Annotated in this window: 24 protein-coding genes; 10 read left to right on the forward strand and 14 right to left on the reverse strand. The window is 71.2% G+C overall.

What is annotated here, in order from left to right; translation table 11 throughout:
• Positions 1-106 precede the first annotated feature (106 nt).
• The 4 genes from ACGFI7_RS30285 to ACGFI7_RS30300 form a co-directional block, all read right to left on the reverse strand.
• On the reverse strand, positions 107-355 hold the full coding sequence (locus tag ACGFI7_RS30285) for a DUF4158 domain-containing protein (protein ID WP_393410426.1): 249 nt from the start codon (positions 353-355) through the stop codon (positions 107-109).
• Between the two features lie 19 nt (positions 356-374).
• On the reverse strand, positions 375-788 hold the full coding sequence (locus ACGFI7_RS30290) for a DUF6069 family protein (protein WP_393410428.1): 414 nt from the start codon (positions 786-788) through the stop codon (positions 375-377).
• 204 nt (positions 789-992) lie between these two features.
• The gene (locus tag ACGFI7_RS30295; protein ID WP_393410430.1) at positions 993-1,403 is read right to left on the reverse strand and encodes an SRPBCC domain-containing protein; all 411 of its coding nucleotides are present in this window, start codon (positions 1,401-1,403) and stop codon (positions 993-995) included.
• Between the two features lie 58 nt (positions 1,404-1,461).
• Complete coding sequence (locus ACGFI7_RS30300) at positions 1,462-2,016, reverse strand: dihydrofolate reductase family protein (protein ID WP_393410432.1); 555 nt, start codon at positions 2,014-2,016, stop codon at positions 1,462-1,464.
• A 121-nt stretch (positions 2,017-2,137) separates the two neighbouring features.
• Here ACGFI7_RS30300 and ACGFI7_RS30305 point away from each other — a divergent pair, with 121 nt between their 5' ends.
• Complete coding sequence (locus tag ACGFI7_RS30305; protein WP_393410435.1) at positions 2,138-2,848, forward strand: TetR/AcrR family transcriptional regulator; 711 nt, start codon at positions 2,138-2,140, stop codon at positions 2,846-2,848.
• 134 nt (positions 2,849-2,982) lie between these two features.
• Here ACGFI7_RS30305 and ACGFI7_RS30310 read toward each other — a convergent pair whose 3' ends face one another.
• The 3 genes from ACGFI7_RS30310 to ACGFI7_RS30320 are packed head-to-tail and all read right to left on the reverse strand — an operon-like array spanning position 2,983 to position 5,529.
• Entirely contained in the window at positions 2,983-3,831 is an 849-nt protein-coding gene (locus ACGFI7_RS30310; protein WP_393410437.1) for a hypothetical protein, read from the reverse strand.
• Between the two features lie 41 nt (positions 3,832-3,872).
• A complete protein-coding gene (locus tag ACGFI7_RS30315; protein ID WP_393410440.1) occupies positions 3,873-4,919 on the reverse strand; it encodes a hypothetical protein in 1,047 nt (348 codons plus the stop codon).
• Positions 4,912-5,529 (reverse strand): RNA polymerase sigma factor, encoded by a 618-nt coding sequence (locus ACGFI7_RS30320; RefSeq protein WP_393410442.1) that lies wholly within the window; start codon positions 5,527-5,529, stop codon positions 4,912-4,914. The genes ACGFI7_RS30315 and ACGFI7_RS30320 overlap by 8 nt, the downstream gene beginning before the upstream one ends.
• Before the next feature lie 123 nt (positions 5,530-5,652).
• Here ACGFI7_RS30320 and ACGFI7_RS30325 point away from each other — a divergent pair, with 123 nt between their 5' ends.
• The 3 genes from ACGFI7_RS30325 (at position 5,653) to ACGFI7_RS30335 (ending at position 9,814) form a co-directional block, all read left to right on the forward strand.
• Positions 5,653-7,464, forward strand: coding sequence for a S8 family serine peptidase (locus ACGFI7_RS30325; RefSeq protein WP_393410445.1), 1,812 nt, complete (start codon positions 5,653-5,655; stop codon positions 7,462-7,464).
• A 51-nt stretch (positions 7,465-7,515) separates the two neighbouring features.
• Entirely contained in the window at positions 7,516-8,871 is a 1,356-nt protein-coding gene (locus tag ACGFI7_RS30330) for a hypothetical protein (protein WP_393410447.1), read from the forward strand.
• 148 nt (positions 8,872-9,019) lie between these two features.
• Entirely contained in the window at positions 9,020-9,814 is a 795-nt protein-coding gene (locus ACGFI7_RS30335) for an integrase (RefSeq protein WP_393410449.1), read from the forward strand.
• 10 nt (positions 9,815-9,824) lie between these two features.
• Here the strand turns inward: ACGFI7_RS30335 and ACGFI7_RS30340 are convergent, their stop codons facing one another.
• The 4 genes from ACGFI7_RS30340 to ACGFI7_RS30355 form a co-directional block, all read right to left on the reverse strand.
• Positions 9,825-10,283 (reverse strand): GNAT family N-acetyltransferase, encoded by a 459-nt coding sequence (locus ACGFI7_RS30340; protein ID WP_393410451.1) that lies wholly within the window; start codon positions 10,281-10,283, stop codon positions 9,825-9,827.
• A gap of 161 nt (positions 10,284-10,444) precedes the next feature.
• Positions 10,445-14,101, reverse strand: coding sequence for a CHAT domain-containing protein (locus ACGFI7_RS30345; protein ID WP_393410453.1), 3,657 nt, complete (start codon positions 14,099-14,101; stop codon positions 10,445-10,447).
• Complete coding sequence (locus ACGFI7_RS30350) at positions 14,098-15,279, reverse strand: CATRA conflict system CASPASE/TPR repeat-associated protein (RefSeq protein WP_393410456.1); 1,182 nt, start codon at positions 15,277-15,279, stop codon at positions 14,098-14,100. The genes ACGFI7_RS30345 and ACGFI7_RS30350 overlap by 4 nt, the downstream gene beginning before the upstream one ends.
• Positions 15,266-15,550 carry a CATRA system-associated protein gene (locus ACGFI7_RS30355; protein WP_393410459.1) on the reverse strand — a complete coding sequence of 95 codons (285 nt, stop codon included), beginning with the start codon at positions 15,548-15,550 and terminating at the stop codon, positions 15,266-15,268. Before ACGFI7_RS30355 ends, ACGFI7_RS30350 begins: the two co-directional genes overlap by 14 nt.
• A gap of 99 nt (positions 15,551-15,649) precedes the next feature.
• Between ACGFI7_RS30355 and ACGFI7_RS30360 the strand changes: the two genes are divergently transcribed.
• The 5 genes from ACGFI7_RS30360 (at position 15,650) to ACGFI7_RS30380 (ending at position 18,929) form a co-directional block, all read left to right on the forward strand.
• The gene (locus ACGFI7_RS30360) at positions 15,650-16,090 is read left to right on the forward strand and encodes a response regulator transcription factor (protein ID WP_393410462.1); all 441 of its coding nucleotides are present in this window, start codon (positions 15,650-15,652) and stop codon (positions 16,088-16,090) included.
• A 79-nt stretch (positions 16,091-16,169) separates the two neighbouring features.
• Positions 16,170-16,727, forward strand: coding sequence for an RNA polymerase sigma factor (locus ACGFI7_RS30365; RefSeq protein WP_393410465.1), 558 nt, complete (start codon positions 16,170-16,172; stop codon positions 16,725-16,727).
• Positions 16,724-17,806, forward strand: a complete 1,083-nt coding sequence (locus tag ACGFI7_RS30370; RefSeq protein WP_393410468.1) for a CU044_5270 family protein — start codon at positions 16,724-16,726, stop codon at positions 17,804-17,806. Before ACGFI7_RS30365 ends, ACGFI7_RS30370 begins: the two co-directional genes overlap by 4 nt.
• 9 nt (positions 17,807-17,815) lie before the next feature.
• Entirely contained in the window at positions 17,816-18,106 is a 291-nt protein-coding gene (locus ACGFI7_RS30375) for an HIT family protein (RefSeq protein WP_393410470.1), read from the forward strand.
• A 100-nt stretch (positions 18,107-18,206) separates the two neighbouring features.
• Positions 18,207-18,929 (forward strand): hypothetical protein, encoded by a 723-nt coding sequence (locus ACGFI7_RS30380; RefSeq protein WP_393410473.1) that lies wholly within the window; start codon positions 18,207-18,209, stop codon positions 18,927-18,929.
• A 57-nt stretch (positions 18,930-18,986) separates the two neighbouring features.
• Here the strand turns inward: ACGFI7_RS30380 and ACGFI7_RS30385 are convergent, their stop codons facing one another.
• Positions 18,987-19,934 (reverse strand): helix-turn-helix transcriptional regulator, encoded by a 948-nt coding sequence (locus ACGFI7_RS30385; protein WP_393410475.1) that lies wholly within the window; start codon positions 19,932-19,934, stop codon positions 18,987-18,989.
• Between ACGFI7_RS30385 and ACGFI7_RS30390 the strand changes: the two genes are divergently transcribed.
• Entirely contained in the window at positions 19,909-21,015 is a 1,107-nt protein-coding gene (locus ACGFI7_RS30390; RefSeq protein WP_393410477.1) for an alpha/beta fold hydrolase, read from the forward strand. The genes ACGFI7_RS30385 and ACGFI7_RS30390 overlap by 26 nt on opposite strands.
• On the opposite strand, the gene ACGFI7_RS30395 is transcribed toward ACGFI7_RS30390, so the two are convergent.
• The gene (locus ACGFI7_RS30395) at positions 20,921-21,433 is read right to left on the reverse strand and encodes an SDR family oxidoreductase (RefSeq protein ID WP_393410479.1); all 513 of its coding nucleotides are present in this window, start codon (positions 21,431-21,433) and stop codon (positions 20,921-20,923) included. The two genes, ACGFI7_RS30390 and ACGFI7_RS30395, sit on opposite strands and share 95 nt — an antisense overlap.
• 115 nt (positions 21,434-21,548) lie before the next feature.
• Positions 21,549-22,130, reverse strand: a complete 582-nt coding sequence (locus ACGFI7_RS30400; protein ID WP_393410481.1) for a TetR/AcrR family transcriptional regulator — start codon at positions 22,128-22,130, stop codon at positions 21,549-21,551.
• Positions 22,131-22,161 lie beyond the last annotated feature (31 nt).

Consider the following 22,161-nt stretch of genomic DNA (forward strand, 5'->3'; position numbering starts at 1 on the left):
GATCCTCTCCTTCAGCAGGTGCTTGAGGTGTTCCTCCCGTACCCGCTCGGGCCGTCGCTCAGCGTGTGCGACGTTCTCGGCCGGCCGCACCGTCACCTTCGTCGCGTCAGCGGTAGTGCAGGTGCGATAACCGAGGTGTGCGGATCTGATTGCGGTGGTACTCGATCGTGGAGCCGGACCACTCGTGGAGGCCGAGCTCCGATGCGGGCCCTTGGACCTGCTTGGCGACGTCCTCGGCGACCTGGTCGGGCAGCTCCGTGCGTCCACGCGGGAAACGGCCGTACTGCGTGGAGAACTTCAGCAAGATCGCGAAGGTGAGGCGCCGGGCCGCTGACTGCGCGGCCCGGCGCCTCACTCGGCCTGCTCCTCGGCGGTCAGGCGCGCAGGCGGCGGGCGATGACCGGGACGACGATCGCGGCGGCCACCAGGTGCGTCACCATCAGCAGCACCTTCGTGGCCACGGCCCCGTCCACCAGGAGATCGGGCACCAGGGACAGCGCGGTGAGCGCCATCGTGGTACGGACGAACACCACACGCGGACGGCGGTTCGTACGCGCCAGCAGGAGGGCCAGCCCCAGGCCGAGCAGGGAGAACACGACGGTCAGCGTGGCGAACCCGGCGAGTGGGATCGGCGCGCCGCCGATGTCGAGCGAGATCCCGGCGAGGCTGCCCGCCGTGGCGACGCCCACGGTCGCCACCGCGGCGACGGCCGCGGCGGTCACGCCGCCGACGATCAGATTCGTCGTGGTAGCAGGGGCGGTGGTGGCGTTGGCGCTGGTGATGGACATGGTTGACCTCCGGTAGGGGCCGGCTCCCGCCGGCCTTTCACTTTGTCTACGAATCGGCTCGAGGGCATACGACATCGGCCGCGAAAAGATGGGAGAAAATGTCGCCGTCGCTCAGGGGCGCGCTCGCGCTCTCCTGTCGGTCGTCGGCGACGCCACCTCGTCACCGGTCATGGAGGGATCCGGGTGACGACGAGGGGCGGAATATCAGATGGTGCCTCGCTGGATCCCCGCCGCGATGTGGTCGAGCATGTCGTCGACGCCGCGCCGGGACGCGTCCGGGTCGGCGGGGCCCGGCCAGGAGACGAAGTCGTAGGTGAGATCGACCCCGTCGGGGGCGTCGGACAGGGTCACGGTGACCAGTTCCCGCGGCTCCTGGAACCCGAGGACCACGCGGTGGGGCGGGTCCATCTCGGCGTAGGTGAAGCCGAAGGGGATCTCCACGCCGGTCCCGTCCGCGATCATGACCGCGTCGAGCCGCCCGCCCGGCCGGGTGTCGGCCCGCATCCGATCGGCGGGCGTGCGATAGCCGGGCACGACGAACCACTGTTCGAGCTTGTCCGGCTCGACGAAGGCGGCGAAGACCCGCTCGGCGGGGGCGGGCAGACGGCGACTCACGGTGAATCCGCCGCTTTCGTGCCGTGGGGGTGTTTCAGTCATGTGGTGTTCCTCCCGATCAGGATCCCGCGCCGGGGTTGCTCAAGGTGAGGACGACGACCCCGGAGCGGAGCGTGCGCGTGGCCGTCAGTTCGAGCTTCTTGGTGAGGCCGGGGTGGAGGAGGAGGTCGTCCGCCTCGCCGACTCCGGCCAGGTGCGGATGCACCCACAGGTGGAGCTCGTCGAGCAGGTCCGCCTGGAGGAGGGCCTTGGCCACCGGGCCGTAGCCGTGCATCAGGATCGACGCGTCGTCCTTGGCGCGCAGCGCCCGGACCGCCTCGATCAGGTCGCCGTCGAGCACGCTGGTGTTGTGCCAGTCCGCCTGGGTGAGGGTGGTGGAGGCGACGTACTTGGGGATGGCGTTGATCGCGTCGGCGTACCCGCCGCCTCGGTCCGGCCAGGCGCCGGCGTACACCTCGTAGGTCTTGCGGCCCATCAGCATCGCGTCCGCGGCCTGGAGCTGCTCCAGCGCCAGGCTGCCGGACTCGGCGTCGACGTAGTCGAAGTGCCACTTGTCCATGTGGTTGACCACGCCGTCCAGGCTGACGAACGCGGAGCTGCTGATCGTTCCCATGCGCATGTCCCGTCTTGATCGCCGTGCGGGGACGGCCGGAGCGCGACCCCGAAAACTGTGTCTCTCGGACACTGTGTATACTAGAGACAGTTCTTTGGGGATGGCAAGAGGGAGTGTGGCGATGTCCGTCAACGAGGATCAGAAAGCGGTCGCCGAGCTGCTGTGGGGCCTGCGGAAACCGTCCAGCAGAGGCCCCAAACCGGCTTTCGACCTGGACCAGATCGCCGACACCGCCGTGAAGGTGGCCGACACCGAAGGTCTGGAGGCGGTCTCCATGCAGCGCATCGCCGCCGAGCTCGGCTTCACCAAGATGGCTCTCTACCGCTACGTCAGGGACAAGGGCGAGCTCATCGCCGTCATGATCGAGGCCGCAGTCGGGGAGGCCCCCGACCTGGGCAGGGTGAGCGGGTGGCGGGCCAAGCTCGAAGAGTACGCCCGCGAGCTCTCCGCCGCCTGGCGGCTGCACCCCTGGCTGCCGTCCATCACCGCGGGCGACCGCGTGATGGGCCCCCGCGAGACCGCCTGGCCGGAAAGCGCACTCGGCGCCCTCGTCGACACCCCCCTGACCGAGAGCGAACGCCTGGACGCGATCATGCTGGTGTCCAACCACATCCGCGCCACCCACGCCGCCGCCACCCCCGGCACCCAGGTCTGGACGGCGGGCGACGCGAGTCCGGTCATGCGCGACCTGCTCAGCCGCAACGCCGACCGGTTCCCGCTGCTGGCCACCACGCACGCCATCCCCTCAGCCACCACGACCCAGGAGTTCGGCCTGCACGTCATCCTCGACGGGCTCGAACACGCCATCACCCGACGCACCTCGAAACGGTGACCCGGCTCCACGGGGAGGCGGATGTCGCCGAGAAGCCCTGCCGGTTCCGGCTCGATCGATGAGACTGGTCCGCATGGACCATGGAGAAGCCGCAGCCCCGGCGCGGAGGCCGGGGCTGCGGCGAAAATCCAGGGTCAGCTCACGCCCGGGGCGGCGGGCTTGTCGTTCGTCCAGCCGGCCTTGAACGTCGCCACGCGGGACCCGAGCATCTTCTTTCCGCCCTTGCCGAAGTCGGTGTACTCGGCCAGCAGGGTCATGGCCGTGGTGTCCACGAGGAGCTGCTGCTTGAGTTCAGACCCCTTGCCGGACGGGACGGGCAGGGCGAGCTTGTGGCCGGAGCGGCCCAGCGGGTCCTTGCTCCGGCCGAGGTCGCTGACGCCCTTGGTGGTCTTGAGGACTTGGTAGGCGGCGGCCCTGACCTTGTCGGGTACCGGGTTCGCGTACAGGAGCTCGACCGCCCGCTGGGCGACATATCGGTCGAGGTTGACCAGCCAGTCGTTCTTGGTGGCCTTCGGGGCGGTGGTCTTCGCCTCTTCGGCGGCCTCGTCGATCCAGGTGTTGACCTCGGCGGTCAGCTGCTTCCTGAGCGCTTCGGCCTCCGTCGGCAGAGCCTGGAGCTGCTGGTACGTAACGTACTTCTCACCCAGCCGGAACCCGTTGGGCCGGTCCTTGGCCTCCCCGATAAAGCCCTTGCCGGGCCGGGTGGACAGGCGGATCTTCATGCCTTCCGTGCGGTAGGCCCAGGTGGTCGGAGATCCGTCGGCGCGCCAGGCCGCCTCGTCCTTCTTGGTCGCGGGTCTGGCGCCCAGGTTACGCAGGCCGCTCCAGCTCTTGCCCTCCGGCGACAGCCAGTCGGTGCTGACACGGCGCTCGGTCAGGAAATAACCGCTGCCGACCGCGTGAGGGTGGGTCATGGTGTAGGTCGCCTCGACCCGCCAGTACGCCGCCTTCGGCGCGTCGGCGAACGCCGGAGCAGCGGCCACACCAGCGAACAGCAGCCCAGCGGCAACAGCAAGAGTGCATCTCATTCCTTCTCCTTCAATGGGTTGGAATCCGCCCAGCGGCTGTCCTGGATCGCGGTGTACGTCAGGAGCAAGCCGTCCGCAGCGGAGCGGACTTCGATGGAAAGGGGCCTCCCGGAGGCTGGGTCGATCACCAGCCGGGTCCTGGTCGCCCCCCTGTAGTCCGGCGGCGCGAACTCGCCGGACTCATACTCGATCGCCTGCCCGGCCCGGCCCAGCGCATCGGCCACCTCCCCGATGGCGGTGACCCCGGGCACGGAGGCAAGCAGCTGGTACGCGGCGGCCCTGGTTCCGCTCGTCACCGGCGCGAAGAACAGCAGCCGCGCCGCGGTGTCGATGGTCGTACGGTCGTCGGCGGCGAAGAACGCCTTCAGCCCCTCAGGAGTCTCGGGCACCTCGCTCATCTTGGTCAGCGGCTTGCCCGCCGTGCGGATGCGGAAGTCCCAGTCCTCGGTCGACCAGGTCTTCTGCTCACCGGGTTCGGACCGTACGACACCGAAATGTCCGGTCTCCGAGCGCTTGTCATACGTCCAGGACGTCGGCGAGCCGTGGGCGATCCACGCCGCCTCGTCCTGGGGCGTCGCGGGCTTGATCCCCTGAGGAGTGTGGCGGTACCAGGTGAGCCCTTCGGGATCCGCGGGGATCCAGGTCTCGAACGACTCGCTCTCACGCAGGACGTAACGTCCGCCGGGTTCGCGGAACTGCCGGCCGCGGACCTCCGTGCTGCCCCACCACGCCCCCTCGTCGGGCATGGCGGCCACTGAGGCGGCCGCGACCAGCAGGAACCGCTTGCCGTCCGCCTGGACGGCCGCGCCAGGAGGGGCGGGCACGCCGGCGGGCGCGATGTTCGCGATGACGATCGCCGCCGCCGCGGCGGCCCCGGCCATCCCGAGCGCCAGCGCGCTCCACCTGGCGGCCCTGAGGCCACGCCGCACCCGTACCCGATCCTGGGCGAAGGCCGCGCGCAGGCGTTCGCGCCCGGCTCGCTCGACCTCGGGCGACAACGGCGGTGCGGGCAGCAGATCCCGCACCGCCCGGTATTCATCCATCAGAGCCTCCAAGCAAGGGATTGACGCCGCCCAGGGCGGCACGAAGCTTTCTGCGCACCCGGGACAGGCGGGATCCGACGGTGCCGTACGGGATGTCGAGCGCCTGGGCCACCTCTTCATGGCTCAGCTCGCCCAGTGCGCTCAGCAACAGCACGTCCCTGTCGCCGTCGGACAGCGCGCGCAGTTCGGCCGCGAGCCGTCCCTGTGTGCTCACGGCGTCCACACGGGTGACCACGCGATCTTCGTGGCCGTGCTCCCGGCCGTCGTCCGCGCCGGCGCCGCGCTGCAGCGCCGCCAGCCGCCGGGCTTCGGCGCGCCGGTGTAACGCGATCACGTTGCCGGCGAAGCCGTACAACCAGGGACGGACCGTGCCACGCCGGGGATCGAACGTCTCGCGTTTCCTGAACGCGGCCAGGAACACCTCGGCCGTGAGATCGTCCGCGGCCTGCCGGTCGAGCCGCCTGCCCAGGTAGGCGTGGATCTCGCTCACGTACCGGTCGTAGATCTCACCGAACCGGTCGGGTGTCCGGAGCGACACCTCCACCAGAGCCTCGTCGCTGATCGTCCCCTGTGGATCGGCGAGATCCTCAGCCGTCGAATTGACAGTCACATCCCCTACTCAACCGATGAGGCGTTCCGCTTTCACGCCCCGTGAAAGTCGCCGCCGCTTCCGGTGGAGTGCGAGTGATCCGTCATGCGAGGCGGATCACAGGGACACCGGCTGGAAGAGGATATGAGAAGCAGAGTTTCGCTACTGGCGGGGGCCGTGGTGCTGGCGCTCGCCGCACCGGGAACGGCGATGGCCGAGGACGAGCCCGCGCCGGCCGCCGCTCCCGTCACGGTCACACTGATCACCGGAGACCGGGTGACGCTGAGCGGCCCGGGTGGTGGTGTCCTGGTCGAGCGGGGTGCGGGCCGTACCGGGGTCTCCTTCGCCATCGACGAGCGGGATGGGCGGCTGCGGGTCCTACCCAGCGACGCCGCCGCGTTGGTGCGCCGGGGACGGCTCGATCCGCGACTGTTCGACGTGAAGACGCTCGTGGCGTTCGGCTACGACGACCGTCGCGAGGACCTGCCGCTCATCGTGACCGGCTCGGGCCCGGCGCGCGCGGGCGGGCTACGCTCGGTGATGACCGAGAGCGGCGCCCGCGTGACGCGGGAGCTGGACGTGGTGTCCGGCCTGGCCGTACGGGCCGCGAGGCAGGACCGGGCCCGGTTCTGGAACGGCGTCGCCGGCGGCCGGAAGGCTCTGTCCGGCGGAGCGACGAAGATCTGGCTGGACGGCCTGCGCAAGCCGACGCTGGACACCAGTGTCGAGCAGATCGGCGCACCCGTCGCGTGGGAGCGGGGCCACACCGGCGCCGGGGTGAAGGTGGCAGTGCTCGACACCGGTGTGGACGCCACCCACCCCGACCTGGCCGGCCGCGTGAGCGCCCAGGCCGACTTCACCGGATCTTCCGACGCCGTCGACCACGACGGGCACGGCACCCACATCGCCTCCACCATCGCCGGCAGCGGCGCCGCCTCCGGCGGAAGGTACAAGGGGGTCGCGCCCGGCGTCAGCCTCCTGGCCGGGAAGGTCTGCGTGAGCTGGTGCGAGGAGTCGGCGGTCCTGGCGGGCATGCAGTGGGCGAGCGAGCAGGGCGCGAAGGTGGTCAACCTGAGCCTGGGCGGCGCCGACACCCCCGAGATCGATCCGCTGGAGTCGGCGGTGGCGACGCTCACCCAGCGCCACGGCACGCTGTTCGTGGTCGCCGTGGGCAACACCGGCACCGAGCGCTCGGTGGAGTCGCCCGCCAGCGCCGACGCGGCTCTGGCGGTGGGGGCCGTCACCAAGTCCGACGAACTGGCCGACTTCTCCAGCAGAGGGCCGCGCGTCACCGACTCGGCGCTCAAGCCCGACATCACCGCGCCCGGGGCGGACATCGTCGCCGCCCCCGCCAAGGACGCGCCGTTCGGTGAGGGCTCCTACCTCGCGATGTCCGGCACCTCGATGTCCACCCCGCACGTCGTCGGGGCCGCCGCGATCCTGGCCGGGCAGCACCCGGACTGGAGCGCGGGCACGCTCAAGGCGGCGCTGATGGGATCGGCGTCGCCCAACCCGGCAACGGGCGTCTTCGACCAGGGCGCGGGCCGGGTCGACGTGGGACGGGCCACGGCCCAGGCAGTGACCGCCGAGCCCAGCGGCGTCGGCTTCGGCGTGCAACAGTGGCCGCCCGACGACGACAGGCCCCTCACGCGGCAGGTCACCTACCGCAACCACGGTGCCGCACCGGTGACGCTGAAGCTGTCCGTGGAGAACCAGGGCGACGCGAAGCCGTTCACGGTGAATCCCACGACCGTGACAGTGCCCGCGGGCGGGCAGGCCGACGTCTCGGTCACCGCCAGCACCGCGGTAGCCCCGGTGGGATACCTCGGCGGCTACCTCGTCGCCGCCGGCGGTGACGTTCGGGTCAGCACGCCGCTGGCGGTGGAGAACGAGAAGGAGACCTACACGCTGACGCTCAAGCACACCGGCCGCGACGGCACCCCGGCCGCCGACTAGCTCACCACGCTGCACCGGGTCGACGTCTCGGGCATCGTCCAAGACATCACCGTGCAGGACCCCGGCGACGGCACCGCCACGCTCCGCCTGCCCAAGGGCGGCTGGATGATCAGGAGCACCCTGTTCGACGGCCACCACGCCACCCAGCTGATCCACCCCGGCCTCGACCTGGCCGAGAACCAGACCCTCGACCTGGACGCCCGCCTGGGCAAGCCGATCTCGGTCACCGTGCCTGATCCGTCGGCCGCGCAGGTCGGCGCCCAGGTCACCTTCACCGACGGGAAGTCCTCCTATTCCCTCGCGCCGGACGGGTTCGAGAACATGACGACCGCGCAACTCGGCCCCGACCAGGCCTACGACGGGGCACTGACCCAGATCACCGGGACGTGGGTGTCGCCCGGCGGCTCCCGCGCCTACCGGCTCGCATGGTTTCACGAGGGCGGCATGGTCACCGGGTTCCGCCGCAAGGTGCTCGTCAGTGACCTGGCGGTCGTCCACACCGCCTACGCCGCTCACCTGATCGGAGGCAGAGGTCGCGCCGCCGCCGCCGCGCAGCCGCCCGGCGGCCCGATCACCGGCCTGCTGACCGAGACGACGTTCAGCACGCCGTCCGTACGCGTCGAGTACGTCAACGCCGAAGGCGGGGCGAAGTGGCGCCGCTACTTCTGGGAGGACGGCCCCGCAAGCGGTGAGACCACCTTGGAGTCAAGCCTCACCGGCTACACGCCCGGCCGCGTTCACCGGGAATCGTGGAACCTGGGCGTCTTCTCTCCCGTCCTGACGGGAGACGCGGAGTCCGGCAGGCTGACCCGTTCCGGCGACTCCATCCACATGACCGTCCCCATGTACGGCGACGGCGCCGGTCACGCCGGGAGGTCGGCCACCACCCGGGCGCGCGTCGCGCTCTACCGCGACGGCGTCTTGGTCGCCGAACGATCCGAACTGGGAGGGAAGGGGTTCAACGTCCCACCGGGCGCAGCGGATTACCGGCTGGTCGTGGAGGCCGAGCGGGGCGCACCCGCCACCCTGTCGACCCGCATCTCGACAGCCTGGACATTCCGCTCCGAGCACACCGAGGACGACAACCCGCTGCCGGTCTCTGTCGTCCGCTTCTCCCCAGTGCTGGATGCCCGTAACACCGCACCCAGCGGCGAAACCTACCGGGTACCGGTCCGTGTGGAACGACAGCCGGGCGCGACCGCCGACGAGGTGCGTGATCTCACCGTGGAGGTCTCTTTCGATGACGGCGCCACCTGGAGCGCGGCCCACATCCGCAAGGGCCAGGTCACGGTGAGCCACCCGGCCGCGGAGGGGTTCGTCTCCCTGCGCGCGAAGGCCGCCGACACCTCAGGCAACACCGTCGAGCAGACCGTCATCCGGTCCTACCGCATCGCACCCCGGAACTGACCGCGGGCCGTGCGCCAGGGGGCAAGACTGGCTGGTCGGACCTACAGTGTCAAAGATGTGACACCAACCCCGGTTCGCCGTTCCACTCCCCCTGGCAGGCCGGACTCTGACCGGGCCGGCGGTTCGATCGGCAGGAAGGCGGCAGGGCATGCGGGTGGCGATGGCGACCGTCGCGAAACGGGCCGATCGCGCGAACGAGGACTTCGCCGGCGCCGTCCCCTCGGCAGCGGTGCTGATCGACGGCGCCGGCATCCCCGGCACCGCGTCGATCTGCCGGCACGGCGTGGCCTGGTACGCCTCCCGCCTGGCGGGCAGCCTCCTCGGCCTCCTGTCGCTCGTACCGGACCGTAGCCTCGCGGCGCTGCTCGCCGAGGCCATCGAGCAGGTGACGGACGACCACCGGGAGACCTGCGACGTCGCCGACCCCATCAGTCCGTCGGCGGCCGTGGCCGTGCTGCGCGTGTCCGGCGGTCTCGCCGAGTATCTGGTGCTCGGTGACGCGGTCCTCGTCGTGGACCGGGCGGACGGCGCGCCGCTCGTCGTCGCCGATCCCCGGGAGGTGATCATCAGCCGCTCGTACGAGCCCGCGATCGAGGCCGCAGCCCGGGGGAGCGACGAACACCGGCGGCTCCTGCGGGACCTGCGCGCCCACCGCAACCGGCCGGGCGGCTTCTGGGTGGCCAAGGACGACCCGCGGGCGGCGGACGAGGCGATCACCGGAAGCTGCCCGATCGCCGCATCGACCGGCGCCGCCCTGCTCAGCAACGGAGCCGGCCGCATCGTGGACCGGTTCCGGCTCGCCGGGTGGCCCGAGGTCATGGCCGTGCTGGCGTCGAAAGGACCCGCCGAGATCATCCGCCGGGTCCGTCAGGCGGAGGCGCGGCACGCGGTGGCGGCCGACGATGCGACGGTCATCCACTGCACCGCCCTCGACGAGGCCTGACCGTCGCCCGTCAGTCGCCGGACACGGCCGCGGGCTCGGTCACCCGCCAGCGGCAGATCACCTTGGTGAACAGGTCGGCGCCGATGCGCTCGTAGAACCGCTGCGCCCCCACGTTGGTCTCGGCGACCTCCCAGCGGATCACCTTGCCGTCCGCGACCTCCGCGACCGCGCGCATCAACTGCTCACCGACCCCGTTGCCACGCTCCTCGGCCCGGACATACAGGTCGTCCAACGCGACATAGTCCGTGCCCGCCCACATGCTGATCCTTTCGAACCAGGACACGTAGCCGACCGCCCGCCCGTCCTTCTCCGCGATCAAATAGGTGATCTCAGGCCAGGTGAGCAGCTCCTCCAGCCGTTCGACGGTCAACGTGACCGCGGACAGCTGGTTCTGATGCTCGGCGATCTCACAGATCATGCGATGGACGGTCGCCGCGTCCGCGACGGTCGCACGACGAATCGACACCATGAGGAGTTCCTTTCCGAGGGAGTGTGCCCCCACGCTAGAAAGAACTGACCGGTCGCCGAATCAGTGAAGTCGCCAGTCCCGGTCTGCGCCAGGTCACGGACCGGGCACCTGGCCGCGGCCGCGGCGCGCGCCCCGGTCCACCTCGTGGGTGACCATCCGCGTCAGGGACCGATGTGCACGTACGGCGCCCAGAAGATCGGGAAGCCCGGCCGTCGGGCGCGCAAGGAGCGGACGGCGGTGTGCAGCGCGAGAGCCGCACCCTCGGGGTGAGGTTCCCGCGTGCCCCCGGCGGTGAGCATCGCGTAGACCTCGTCGACCACGGCGGGGGCGTGCAGGTCGCTGATCGGCCAGAGTGTGCCGATCACGTGCGGGAAGCCCGCGAGCTGGACGGCGGAGGCGATGCTCACCGCCTCGTCAGCCAGCACCGACCCGCCCCGCGAGGTCTCACAGCCGCTCAGGAACGCCAGCTCCGCCTGGTCCAGCCGGTGGACGGCCAGTTCCCGTACGGTGAGCGGCCGGTCGTGCAGGATCAGCCTGGCCCGGGACGGGTCGTGCGACTCCTGCGTGGCGTGGCAGGCGAAGTGCACCCAGGCGCTGTCGTCCAGGGCCTGGAGCACCCGATCCTTGGTGGCGTCGGCCTCGGTCAGCTCACGTGCGCCGGGAAGCCGGCGCCGCGCGGCCTCCAATTCGTCGTGCACGCCCTTCAGCGCGGCCTGGCCGGGGACCACCGGGACGCCGATCAGCAGGACGCGCCGCTCGGCCCGCGGCCCGGACTGCCCGCGGGCGTGGACGAGCGCCCGCAACGTGGGCGTGTAGCTGGACACGGTCATGTCCAGCGCCGGGCCCGCGGCGTGCAGGGGCAGCAGGGTCAGCGGGCCGGTGGCGCACCACCAGATCCGGCCCGGCCGGTCCAGGGCCTCCAGCACCGGGCCTGTGACGTTCTCCCACAGCCAGTCCAGGCAGGCGGCGACCCCGTCCACGGCCTTGTCGCGCAGGGCGTCGGCGAACCGGTCGGCCTGGCTCTGGGCCGCCGCGCCGGTGAAACCCAGTGGCAGGACACGCACGCCCTGGGCGGTCACCAGGAGCGCGTCGCACCCGTACGAGCTCACGTTCACCACCGCGACCGGGCCCTCCTCGGCGGCGCGCAGCAGCCCGGAGACGCGCGGCCGGCGCAGGAAGTCGACGAAGTCCGGCAGCTGCCTGATCTCCTCCAGCACCTCGCGGCGGCGACGCGCCAGGACGTGCCGGTGGTCCAGGAGCCGTCCGCGATCGGCGCCGGGGGCCAGGTCGTCGTGCAGTTCCATCCGCTCGGCGGCGTCCAGCTCGCCGTGCACCTCGCCGAGCCGGTCGGCCAGCTCCGGCGCGGCGGCGCGCAGCCGGTCACGGGCGGCGCGGTCCCCGATGACCTGGGCGAGCATGACGCCCCTGCCCTGCTCCAGCAGCTCCAGCGCGCGCTCCGCGTCGCCGGTCCTGATCGCCGCCGCGGCGGCGTCCCTGGCCAGGCCCTCGTGCTCGCCGAGGACCCGTTCCTGGTCCGCGCGGCCGAGCCCGCGCCAGGCCGCCTCGTCCAGCGCGCCCACCGAGACCGCGAATCCCTCGACGGCCTCGCCCGCGACGCCCGCTTCCATGGCGAACCGGCCCCAGCGTTCGCCCACGCTCGCCCGCCACCCGGCCGAGGCCGTCTCGACCTCCGCGGCCTCGCGGTAGCGGGTCAGCGCCTCGTCCCTGGCCTTCTCCTCCCTCGTCAGCTCCCACTGGTCGGTCAGCGCCTCCGCGAGGTGGAACAGCGCGATCGACAGGGTCAGGTCGCCCGGCGGCGCCGTGGCCACCGCCGTGCGCAGGGAGCGGATGGCCTGCAGGAGGGTCTTGCCGCGGCCGGTCATCGCGTAGCGGGCCCGCAGCGCCAGTCCCAGCCCGTTGCAGGCGAACGCGCCGCCCGAAGGCGCGGCCTTGATCGCCTCGTTGTAGAGCTCGACGGCCTCGTCCAGGTCGGGGGTCTCCTGGTTCCGGCGGCGGCGCGGCAGGAGGCGCTGCTTCGCGGACGGGGCCAGGATCTTCGTGAGTGCGGCCGCCAGCACGGCCCGGGGCCTCTCCTCCGACGTGGAACGGAGCATCAGCGTGGTGGCCAGGTTGACGGTGGCGTTGGTCCGCGTCACGGTGCCCGGCCGGGCGGCGGCGCGGGCCCGGCGGAGGACGTCGATCGCCTGGTCGTGGTCGTCCGCCTGCATGAGCGCTCTGCCGAGGCCGTTCAGCACGCCCGGCCACTGGATGTTGCCCGGCCGCACCGTCGCCGCCGCCTCGCGCACCAGCTCGTCGGCCTCCTCCCGCGCCGCGCTCTGCCCGGTGAAGTGGTAGCGCTCGATCAGCACCTCGGCGAGGTTGGTCAGGTAGCCGGGCCGGTACGGGCTGGTCCCGGGAGCGGTGGCCAGCGCCTCCCGCAGGACCTCCGCCGCCTTCTCCGCGTCCTCGCTCCGGTGGCCCGCCCGGTAGCGCTGCGCCAGCGAGCCCCCGAGGTTGGCCAGGTAGAACGCGTAGTTCTGATGGTCCCGCGAGGTGAGCTCCGCGGCCCTGGTGTGGCTGTCCACCGACTCGTCGAGGTCGGCCGCGTCGCCGGTCACCTCCCACCTGAAGTGCAGCGCCGCGCCGAGGCTGGTGCAGGCCATGGCGCGCTCCGGATGGTCCGGCGAATCCGCCAGGGCCCTGCGGTAGGAGGCGATGGCCTCGTCGAGCACGGCCAGACCTCCGCCGAGCTGGAACTTCAGCAGCAGCCCGTTGCCGAGGTCCGAGCGGAACATGCCCGCGTTCGGGTCGCCCGCGGGCACCTCGGCCACCCCGGCCCGCAGGGCGGCGATCATCTCGTCGAGGTCCTCCGACGTCCCCTTGAACTCGATCCGCATGCCGAGCACCGCGCCCAGCGCGATGTGCAGCGCCGGCCGCTCCGGGTCGCCGGGCGGCTTCTGCGCCAGGGCCTGCCGCAGCAGTTCGACCGCCTGGTCCGCCTGTTCCAGGCGGCCGGACCGGCGCACCTCCTCGATCAGCCGGCCGCCCAGGCTCGCCAGGAAGCCGGCCCGGCCCACGGGATGGGTCTTGAGGTGGCCGAAGACCTCGCGGGCCTGCCGCCACTGCTCCTCCGAGAAGACCGGGACGTCCTCGGCGTGCAGGACCGTTCCCACGAGAAGGTGGATCTCCTGCTTGATGTGGTCGGGGGCCTGGGCGTACCGCTCGCGGATGACGGCGAGCGTCTCCTTCAGCTCCGCGGCGAGCACCGGGTCGTCGGCGGCCGGGATCAGGACGTGGGCGAACTTGGCCAGCCGCCACACGTACGTGCCCGCCGGGCCGGCCGGATCGGTGCCGCGCACGGACGCGCGCAGCGCGTCGGCCGCCGCCAGCAGGTCGGCCCTGTCGCCTGTGAGCAGGTACGATCCCTGCCGCGCCATGCCGTAGTTGGCCAGCACCATCGGCCTGTCGTGCAGCGTGCCGCGCAGCGCGGCGGCGTACAGCTCCAACGCTTCGGGCAGGTGCCGCTCGGCGGTCAGGTGGTGGTTGGCGAGCACGCCGGCGAGCGATGCCTGGGCCTCGGCCAGGTACGGCCGGCCCGCCAGCGCCGTCACCGCCCGGCGGTGCAGGGCGACGGCCTCCTCCAGGTCGGCCGGCTGCCCGAGGGCGTCGAAACGCATGCTGATCGCGTTGCCGAGGTCGCTCAGCAGCAGAGGATCGGGGTCGCGGGCGATCGCGCGCCGGTAGGCGGCGATACCGGACTCCAGCTCCCGGAGATCGCGGGTCCGCAGGTAAGCGCGGAGGTGGTCCTCGGGGTTCATCGGTTCCTCCGCCATCTGACGAGGCCGAACGCGGTCAGCGCGAAGGCGGTCAGGCCCAGCGCCGCCACGATGTAGGGCTTGACGTGCTCGGGCACGGGCACGCGGTAGCCGAGCGCCTGGATCGCCGCCAGCATCATCAGCAGCGTGCCGACGACGGCCGTCTCCAGCACGCGGAAGCGCTCCCAGCGACGCGCGGTCTCCTCCGCCCGGCGCTGCAGCCGTTCGGCGATCACCTGATCGGCGATGACGCCGATCTCGCGGGCGCGTTCCCGCGTCGCCTCGCCGTACGCCAGGTCGTCGTCCAGGCGCAGCAGGAACCAGTCGGCCAGCTCCAGGTCGTCGGCCAGATTCCGCTCGCGCATGTTGTGCCGGGCGATCTCCGCGGTCTTGCGCAGCTCGCGCAGCCTCGTCAGGGACCAGATCAGCCCGGCCGCGGCGATCTGCCGGGTGGCCAGCTCCCGCCGCGCGTCCGGCAGGTCGTCGTCGCCGAGCGCCTTCAAGAGGGCCTCCACCTGCTCGTCCACCCGGTTCCTGGCCTCGCGGAAGGCTTCGCCGCGCCGGTAGACACGCAGCTCGTAACGGAGCTTGGCGGCGTGCATGAGGTGCCTGGCGAGCGGCGGCATGCGGTCGTCGCCGCGCGTCCACGCCCAGGCGTCGAGTTTCGCCTCCAGCTCGCGCGGGGCCAGCAGGGCGAACGTCCGCCGGGTCCGCTCGTCGTCCTCGACGCCGGTCTCCCAGACCGCCACACCCCTGACCGTGGTCATCCGGCTCCGCCCGTCGGCCTCGGGCAGGGCCGCGAGTACGGACTTGGTCCGCCGGGCCGTCGGTGCGGTGCGTACATAGGCGACGAACAGCCGGCACTCGCCCATGACCCACGCGCCGGTCGCGCCCGCGCACTCCCGCCACAACCGGTCCAGCTCCGCCCAGCTTCCGCCGGTCAGCGCCACGCTGAGGCAGCGGACGTCGCCGTCCACCCGCAGCACGGCCTGCCGGAGCGGCTCCCCAGGGGCGGTGCGGACCTCGATCTCGCCCGTCCGCCGCGCGGGCATGTCCAGCCGGTCGCCGAGCACGTCCCAGATGCCGCGCAGGCGGCGTTCGTGCTCGCGCGCCTCGGGGCCCTTGGCGGCGGCGAACACGTGGACGATCAGGCCGGGATCGGCGAGATCAGCCGGCTCCATCGGGATCCTCGGCGTCGGGGGCGCTGAGGGTGTGAATGAGTTCGTTGACCCGTTCTCGCAGGTCGTCGGGCATCGGCGTGACCGGCTGGTCGCCGTGCCGGGTGACGATCCGCATCGGCCCGGCCAGCTCCAGATGACCGAGGTCGCCCCGTACGTCGTCGGAGCTCTCCAGACGGCCGACCGCGGCCGCCACGCCCGCCCACTCCGCGGCGGGCAGCTTCCAGGTCAACGCCTCCCGCAGCAAGCCGACCGCCTCACCGTGAACACCCACCCGTCGCCTCCGTCACCGTGCCGCTTCACCCCGTTATCGGTCCGCCGGGTGACGCCGTTGCAGAGCCCGTGGAACCAGGAACGCGACCAGGGGGTTGGTGTGGCCACGCGCCCGCAGGCCGGCCTTGAGCGCCACCCGTCCCCGGGCCGGGGTCCACAAGGTGGGTGCGACGACTCCGCGCTGTTCCGGCGCGGGGTGGCGCTCCTGCTCGAAGCCGCCGGCGTCGAGGTCACCGGGCAGGCCGGGGACGTCGCCGAACTGACGGCCCTGATGCGCGGCCAGGCGCCTGACGCGGTCGTCCTCGACATCCGCATGCCGCCGACCTTCACCGACGAGGGCCTGACGGGCGCCGCCCAGCTGCGGGCGCACGGGGTCGGCTACCTGCTCAAGGAGGCGATCAGCCGGCAGCTGCACCTCGGCGTCGAGACGACCGAAAGCCATATCGCGGAGATCTTCGCGAAACTGGATCCGCAGTCCACCCCGAGAACAACCGGCGCGTACTGGCCGTTCCGACCTGGATCCAGTCGGTGGCCTGGATGATCGATCCCCCTCGGGTGTAAGAACCGGAGCCGTCCGCTCACTTCCTTGGTGATGGCGCATGAAAGGAAGCGAGGGACGCATGACCGAACCTGATCCTCAGGACCGGTTCACCGCCCTGTACAGCTCTTGCTATTCGACCGTGTACGCGTACGCGGTCAGCCGTGCTGGACGGCAGGTGGCGGAGGAGGTGGCGAGTGAGACCTTCGGCGTGGCGTGGCGGCGGATCGGCGATGTGCCGGCCGAGGCGCTCCCGTGGCTGCTCGGCGTCGCGCGCAACATCCTGCGCGAGTCGTACCGGGCGGAAGCGCGACGCCAGTCGCTGGAGAGCGACCTGACGGCGTGGGCCACGGCCGAGGAGGTGACGACGGGCGACATCGCGGAATCGGTGACCGAGCGGATCGCCGTCCTGCGGGCGCTCGCCACGCTCTCCGACGAAGACCGCGAACTGCTCACGCTGGTCGCCTGGCACGGCCTGCGGGCCGCGGACGCGGCGAAGGTCGTCGGGTGTTCGACCGCCACGTTCTTCGTCCGGTTGCACCGGGCCCGGCGCAGGCTGGAGCGCGTGATGGCCACGGAGCCAGGCGCGGTCGCCTTGCCCTCCACATCGCTGGCATCCGTGAAGGAGTCCTTCCGATGAAGAAGACCGACGTGATGAAGGTGCTCGCCGACGCTCGTCCCGCCACGCTCGACCCGGTGGACGACGCGGCGCGACTCGACCGGATCATCGCCCGCGCGGCCACCCGGCCGCCCGAGGTTCCGGCACCGCCCCGCCGGCGGCGGGTCAGCCGGGGCTGGGCGGTGGGCGTGGCCGCGGCGGGGCTCGCGCTGGCCTCGGCCCTCGTTCTCACCGACGCCGGTGACCCGTCCGCCGATCCCGCCGCACGCGGCCTGCTGCTCGCCGCCGCCGAGCACACCATGAAGGCGCCGGCCGGTACGGGCCGGTACTGGCACACCAAGGGCGTCAACTCGGGCGGGCTGCTGATCGGCGAAAGGCGGACGCAGGGCCTGTGCCGGGACGAGACCTGGGTGGCGCGATCACCCGAGGACCCGAGCTGGTGGATCGTGCACTCCTGGACCCAGGTGGCGGCCGTCAAGGGGGCGCAACCCCCCGAGGACGTGACTTTCAGCTCCGACCAGGCCCATTTCTCCTGCGCCCGGGGCAATCGGGCAGTGCGCCACGAGACAGGCGAGACGCCCTACGCCGGACGGCTGAACGCCTTCGCCGAGCCGGGATCGAGCTGGCCCAACGTCAACGGCAAGGCGGTCTCCGTCGCCGAGATCGAGAACCTGCCCGCCGACCCCGAGGCCCTGCGGAAGGTGCTGATCCAGTGGCAGGGCCCGGGCGCGATGAGTGACCGGAGAAGGCAGGAGACCCTTTTCGCGCAGGCGGCCGAACTGCTGCTCGAACTGCCCGTCCCGGCCGAGGTCAGGGCCGGGCTGTTCCGGCTGATGGCCGACCTGCCCGAGGTGCGCTCCCTCGGCGACGTGCGCGACCCGCTGGGTCGCGACGCGGTCGGGGTCGCGCTGCGAAGCTGCGATCACACGTACGGCACCGAGTCGCAGGTCCTGTTCGACGAGAACACCGGACGCCTGCTGTCCGTCGGCAAGTCCGCCGGCGGGCAGAACTGCGCGGACCTCCGGCCGGCCGGCTGGAGCGCCGTGGTGGACTCCGGCTGGACCGACGAAGAACCGAAGATCCCCCCGGCGAACGACTGACCTGTGATCATGCCGGTCATCGATTGCGTCTTCTGTCGCATCGTCGCCGGCACCGAAACGGCGGCGCACGTCATGCGCGCCGCCGTCGAGGTCTCCCGGCGACTCACCGGCGCGCTGGGGGCTCCCGGCGTGAACCTCTGGCACGCCAGCGGCGAGACGGCCTGGCAGAGCGTCCTCCACTTCCACCTCCACGTGCTGCCGCGCTTCGGCCCCACCGACCTCACGCCGCCATGGACGGAGATCGAGCACCCGGTCGCATCCCTCGCGGAGCCGGCCAGGGAGATCAGGGCCTGGCGCTGAAGCCCTGGCGCAACGAAGGCCACGTCGAGCGCGATGAACGGCCGTGAGCAGACTCGCCGCCGTCATGAGGCGTCACTGGCCGGCATTCATCGTGTGCGTCGTGGTCGTTCTGGCGTTCGCCGTGAGTTACCTCGTCGACGTCGCCTACGATCCCACGCGGATACGCCTGAACCGTGCTGCCGAGTTCCTGGTCTTCGTCGTCGCGGCTCTCGCCGTGCCGCGATGTCTCGTCCAGGCTGACGCGTTTCTCGCCCGGCCCCGGCGCAACCCCGAGGCATACGCGGCAGCGGCGGTCGCGCTGGTCGGGGGAGTCGTGGGCATAGTCCCCGACGAAGTGTTCGGCGACGGGGGAGGAGGGGCCAAGGACACGTTCCTGTCCTTTCTCGCCGTCTGCGTGGCAGCCCTCATCACCTTCGCCGTCTTCCGCGTACAGACCCGCAACGAGCGGACCGCGCCACCCCCGACGAGGCTGCACGCGGCCGACGACCTGGAGGAGAAGTTCACCACGATGGCGCGACAGCTGTCCGAATCCGCCGCCACGTTCGCCCTCCTCCAGGCGGAGATGACGGCACGGGCGCACGCGGCGCAGGAGCTTGCCCGTGAGGCGGAGGAGAACCGGCGCCATGCTGAGCAGAGCCGCACGTACGCGGATGATCAGCGGGCGGCGCTGGAGGCGGTGGAACGGCTGGTCGCGGCCCGCGCCGAGCCGATCGTGGACGCCATCGAGCGGCGCTCACGTCGCTCCCAAGTGATCTTCCTGGCGGTGGGCGCGGTTCTCGGCACCGTGCTGCAACTCTTCGCCCAGCAGGTGTTCGGTCCCTGACCTGGGTCGGCCGGGGGCACTCGGCTGGAGGACCAGCTCGGCGTGCGCGGGGCCGTCTCAGCCGTATCGCTCGATGAGCGCGTTGCCGATCAAGGTGAGGTGGTCCCGCACACCAGGTGGGCCGGTCACTTCGAGCCATTCGACGAAGCCGGCGAGTTCGCCCGCGAGCGCGTACTCGTTGTAGCCGCGGATCACGACCTCGATGCGGCCGTCGATCGTTGAATCTCCGACCTCAAGCCGGTCCCCCAGCGTCATGCGGAGCTTGCCGACCCCTTCGGCCGTGCACACGGCCTGGACTTCGAGGGGTGTTCGCCTCCGGTCGACTTCGTCGGCGATCTCCCTCCAGCTCTCGGCGAGGTCGAACCCCTCGGGGCGGTGCACGGGATCGCCGGTCGGCTCGACCGATGACACGCGGTCGATCCGGAACGTCCGTCGACCGGCGTCAGTGTTGGTGACGAGGTACCACGTCGGCCCTTTGGCGACGATGCCCAGCGGGTGGACGGTTCTCTCGGTCTCGGCGCCTTCGCGGTCGACGTAGCCGAGCCGCACCTGGACGCCGCGGATCACCGCGTCCTGGAGTTCGTCGAGGAGGTGGGGCGGCCGGTGCTCGACCCGGCTCGACCCCCATCGTTGCGGGTCCATGACCAACGCTGCCGCCGCCGCCTCGGCCTGCACCCGGAAGGGCTCCGGCAGGGCGTGGACGAGCTTGCGCAGCGCCGCTTTCAAGGCCGGCGTCGCAACCGGGGCCTGGCCGGCAACCAGGAACAGGGCGCGGGCCTCGCTCGCGGTCAACCCGGACAGGTCGGTGCGGGCGCCGCCCACGAGGCGCCAGCCGCCGCTCCGGCCCCGCATGGAGTACACGGGCACCCCGGCCATGGCCAGGGCGTCGAGGTCGCGGCGGGCGGTGCGCTCGGAGACCTCCAACTCCTGGGCGACCTCGGCTGCTGTCACCTGCTCGCGCCGTTGCAGCAGAAGGAGGATGGCCACCAGCCGGTCGGTTCGCACGCCGACAACACTTCCACACAAAACCGGTCATGAGGTGACCGGTTTCGGTTGGCAGGATGGCGGCCTGACCTCAAGCGAACACTCCTCAGCCCATCAGGGGCGCGCCGGAGCCTTCCGAAAGACAGAGAGAAACGCGATGCTCAATCCAGCAGATTTTCCCGAGCCCACCCTTGTTCCGGTCAACGGTGTGGAGCTCGAAGTCTTCGAAGCGGGCAGAGAGAATGCGGGAAGACCCATCGTGCTCTGCCACGGGTGGCCGGAGCACGCCTTCTCATGGCGCCACCAGATGCCCGCCCTCGCCGCGGCCGGCTACCACGTCATCGCACCGAACCAGCGGGGTTACGGCAACTCGTCCCGTCCGACGGAAGTGACGGACTACGACATCGAACACCTGTCAGGCGACCTCGTGGCGCTCCTCGACCACTATGGGTACGAAGACGCCACCTTCGTCGGCCATGACTGGGGGGCGTTCGTCGTCTGGGGACTGACCCTGTTGCACCCCGAACGGGTGAACAAGGTGATCAACCTGAGCCTGCCCTACCAGGAGCGTGGGGAGAAGCCCTGGATCGAGTTCATGGAAGACATGCTCGGTGGCGATTTCTACTTCGTTCACTTCAATCGGCAGCCGGGCGTCGCGGACGCCGTGTTCGAAGCCCACACCTTCCAGTTCCTCCGCAACCTGTACCGGAAGAACGAGCCCCCCGGAGAGCCTCGGCCGGGAATGGCGCTGATCGATCTCGCCCGAGCGGAAACACCACTCGGCGAGCCCCTCATGAGCGACAGCGAACTGGCCGTCCTCGTCTCCGCCTTCGAATCATCGGGATTCACGGGCGGTATCAACTGGTACCGGAACCTCGACCGCAACTGGCACCTGCTGGCGGACGTGGACCCGATCATCCGACAGCCCGCACTCATGATCTACGGCGACAGGGATGTGATCGCACGGAGTGAGAATCTGGCGGAGTTCGTGCCCGACGTGGAGGTGGTCAGCCTTGATTGCGGTCACTGGATCCAGCAAGAGAAGCCGGAAGAGACGAACCAAACGATCGTGAAGTGGCTGGAACAGCAGGATGCCACCTGAGCGCGCCATGACCGGCCGGCATCCGGGAAGTCAGCGCGGCCTCATGACGGACGCCGGGCGAGCTGCGATCGACGTCACAGCCGGGCCTGGTCACGGTGGTGGCCCACTTGGTGGCCGAGTAGAGGTTGGCGGGGGAGTTCTTCAGCCCGGCGACGCTGCTGATGAGCACGAGCCGTCCGCCCGTCGCCTCAAGATGGGGCAGGGCGGCATGGGCCAGCAGGGCGGGGCCGAGGACGTTGGTGAGAACCATCAGCGCCCACGACGCCGGGTCACCGGCCACGATGGAGTCACCGGACATGAATCCGGCGTTGGCCACGGCCGCGTCTAGGGCGCCGAAACGCTCCAGGGTGCGGGCCACAACCGACTCGGTGGCCGGCCAGTCCGCCGCGTCCTGCCCCTGCCCCAACGGGCCGTCCACGACCTGATCATCTACGCGGCCGAGCCGGGCAGCCCCTTGGAGGACCGCCTCAGACTCCTCAGCAGCTGGACCGCGTCCACCGAGCCCAGCCGTCCGCCCCGCTGACCGCACGTTCTCAGCGCAAGAACGGCAGGACCATCTCCACCAGCGCGTCGACGTCGTCGTCGGCCATCGGCTCGCCGGTCATGCCCATGCGGTGGAGCAGCGTCCCGACGACGACGTCGATGAAGAACAGGATCCGGTGCTCCGGCTCGCCGAGCGCGTCCTGGAGCGCGAGCCGGTAGGGGTCCTGCAGCCGCGTGGAGAGGATCTCGCGCAGCTCGGGATCGCTGACGCCGTCGCTGAACACGCCCGCGAACGCGTCGCCCACCCCCGGCTCGCCGATCTTGCCCGCGATCCAGCGGATGGCCGTGGACATGATCTCGGCCCGGCTGCCGCCTTCCAGGGGCACCGGGCCGAACGCGTCGAGCAGGCAGTCCACGATCAGCGCCCCCTTCGTCGGCCAGCGACGGTAGATCGTCGTCTTGGCGATGCCGGCCGCGGCGGCGATGCGCTCCACCGTGGCACGCGCGTAGCCCAGCTCATGGACCGTGCTCAGCGTCGCGGCGAAGACCGCGTCGTTGATGCCGGAACGCGGTCGGCCGGGCGGGCGGCCGGGGGGTCGGCCCGGGGGTCGGCCGGGTGTGCTCGACGTCATGCTCACACGATACCGAATTGCGCTACCGTGG

The organism is Nonomuraea sp. NPDC048826, from assembly GCF_043198225.1.
Classification (GTDB): domain Bacteria; phylum Actinomycetota; class Actinomycetes; order Streptosporangiales; family Streptosporangiaceae; genus Nonomuraea.

Coding starts and splice junctions, on each gene's coding strand:
- ACGFI7_RS30290 (WP_393410428.1), bottom strand. CDS start 788: ATGTCCATCACCAGCGCCAACGCCACCACCGCCCCTGCTACCACGACG.
- ACGFI7_RS30300 (WP_393410432.1), bottom strand. CDS start 2,016: ATGGGAACGATCAGCAGCTCCGCGTTCGTCAGCCTGGACGGCGTGGTC.
- ACGFI7_RS30305 (WP_393410435.1), top strand. CDS start 2,138: ATGTCCGTCAACGAGGATCAGAAAGCGGTCGCCGAGCTGCTGTGGGGC.
- ACGFI7_RS30315 (WP_393410440.1), bottom strand. CDS start 4,919: ATGGATGAATACCGGGCGGTGCGGGATCTGCTGCCCGCACCGCCGTTG.
- ACGFI7_RS30325 (WP_393410445.1), top strand. CDS start 5,653: ATGAGAAGCAGAGTTTCGCTACTGGCGGGGGCCGTGGTGCTGGCGCTC.
- ACGFI7_RS30335 (WP_393410449.1), top strand. CDS start 9,020: ATGCGGGTGGCGATGGCGACCGTCGCGAAACGGGCCGATCGCGCGAAC.
- ACGFI7_RS30340 (WP_393410451.1), bottom strand. CDS start 10,283: ATGGTGTCGATTCGTCGTGCGACCGTCGCGGACGCGGCGACCGTCCAT.
- ACGFI7_RS30345 (WP_393410453.1), bottom strand. CDS start 14,101: ATGAACCCCGAGGACCACCTCCGCGCTTACCTGCGGACCCGCGATCTC.
- ACGFI7_RS30350 (WP_393410456.1), bottom strand. CDS start 15,279: ATGGAGCCGGCTGATCTCGCCGATCCCGGCCTGATCGTCCACGTGTTC.
- ACGFI7_RS30365 (WP_393410465.1), top strand. CDS start 16,170: ATGACCGAACCTGATCCTCAGGACCGGTTCACCGCCCTGTACAGCTCT.
- ACGFI7_RS30370 (WP_393410468.1), top strand. CDS start 16,724: ATGAAGAAGACCGACGTGATGAAGGTGCTCGCCGACGCTCGTCCCGCC.
- ACGFI7_RS30375 (WP_393410470.1), top strand. CDS start 17,816: ATGCCGGTCATCGATTGCGTCTTCTGTCGCATCGTCGCCGGCACCGAA.
- ACGFI7_RS30390 (WP_393410477.1), top strand. CDS start 19,909: ATGGCCACCAGCCGGTCGGTTCGCACGCCGACAACACTTCCACACAAA.
- ACGFI7_RS30400 (WP_393410481.1), bottom strand. CDS start 22,130: ATGACGTCGAGCACACCCGGCCGACCCCCGGGCCGACCCCCCGGCCGC.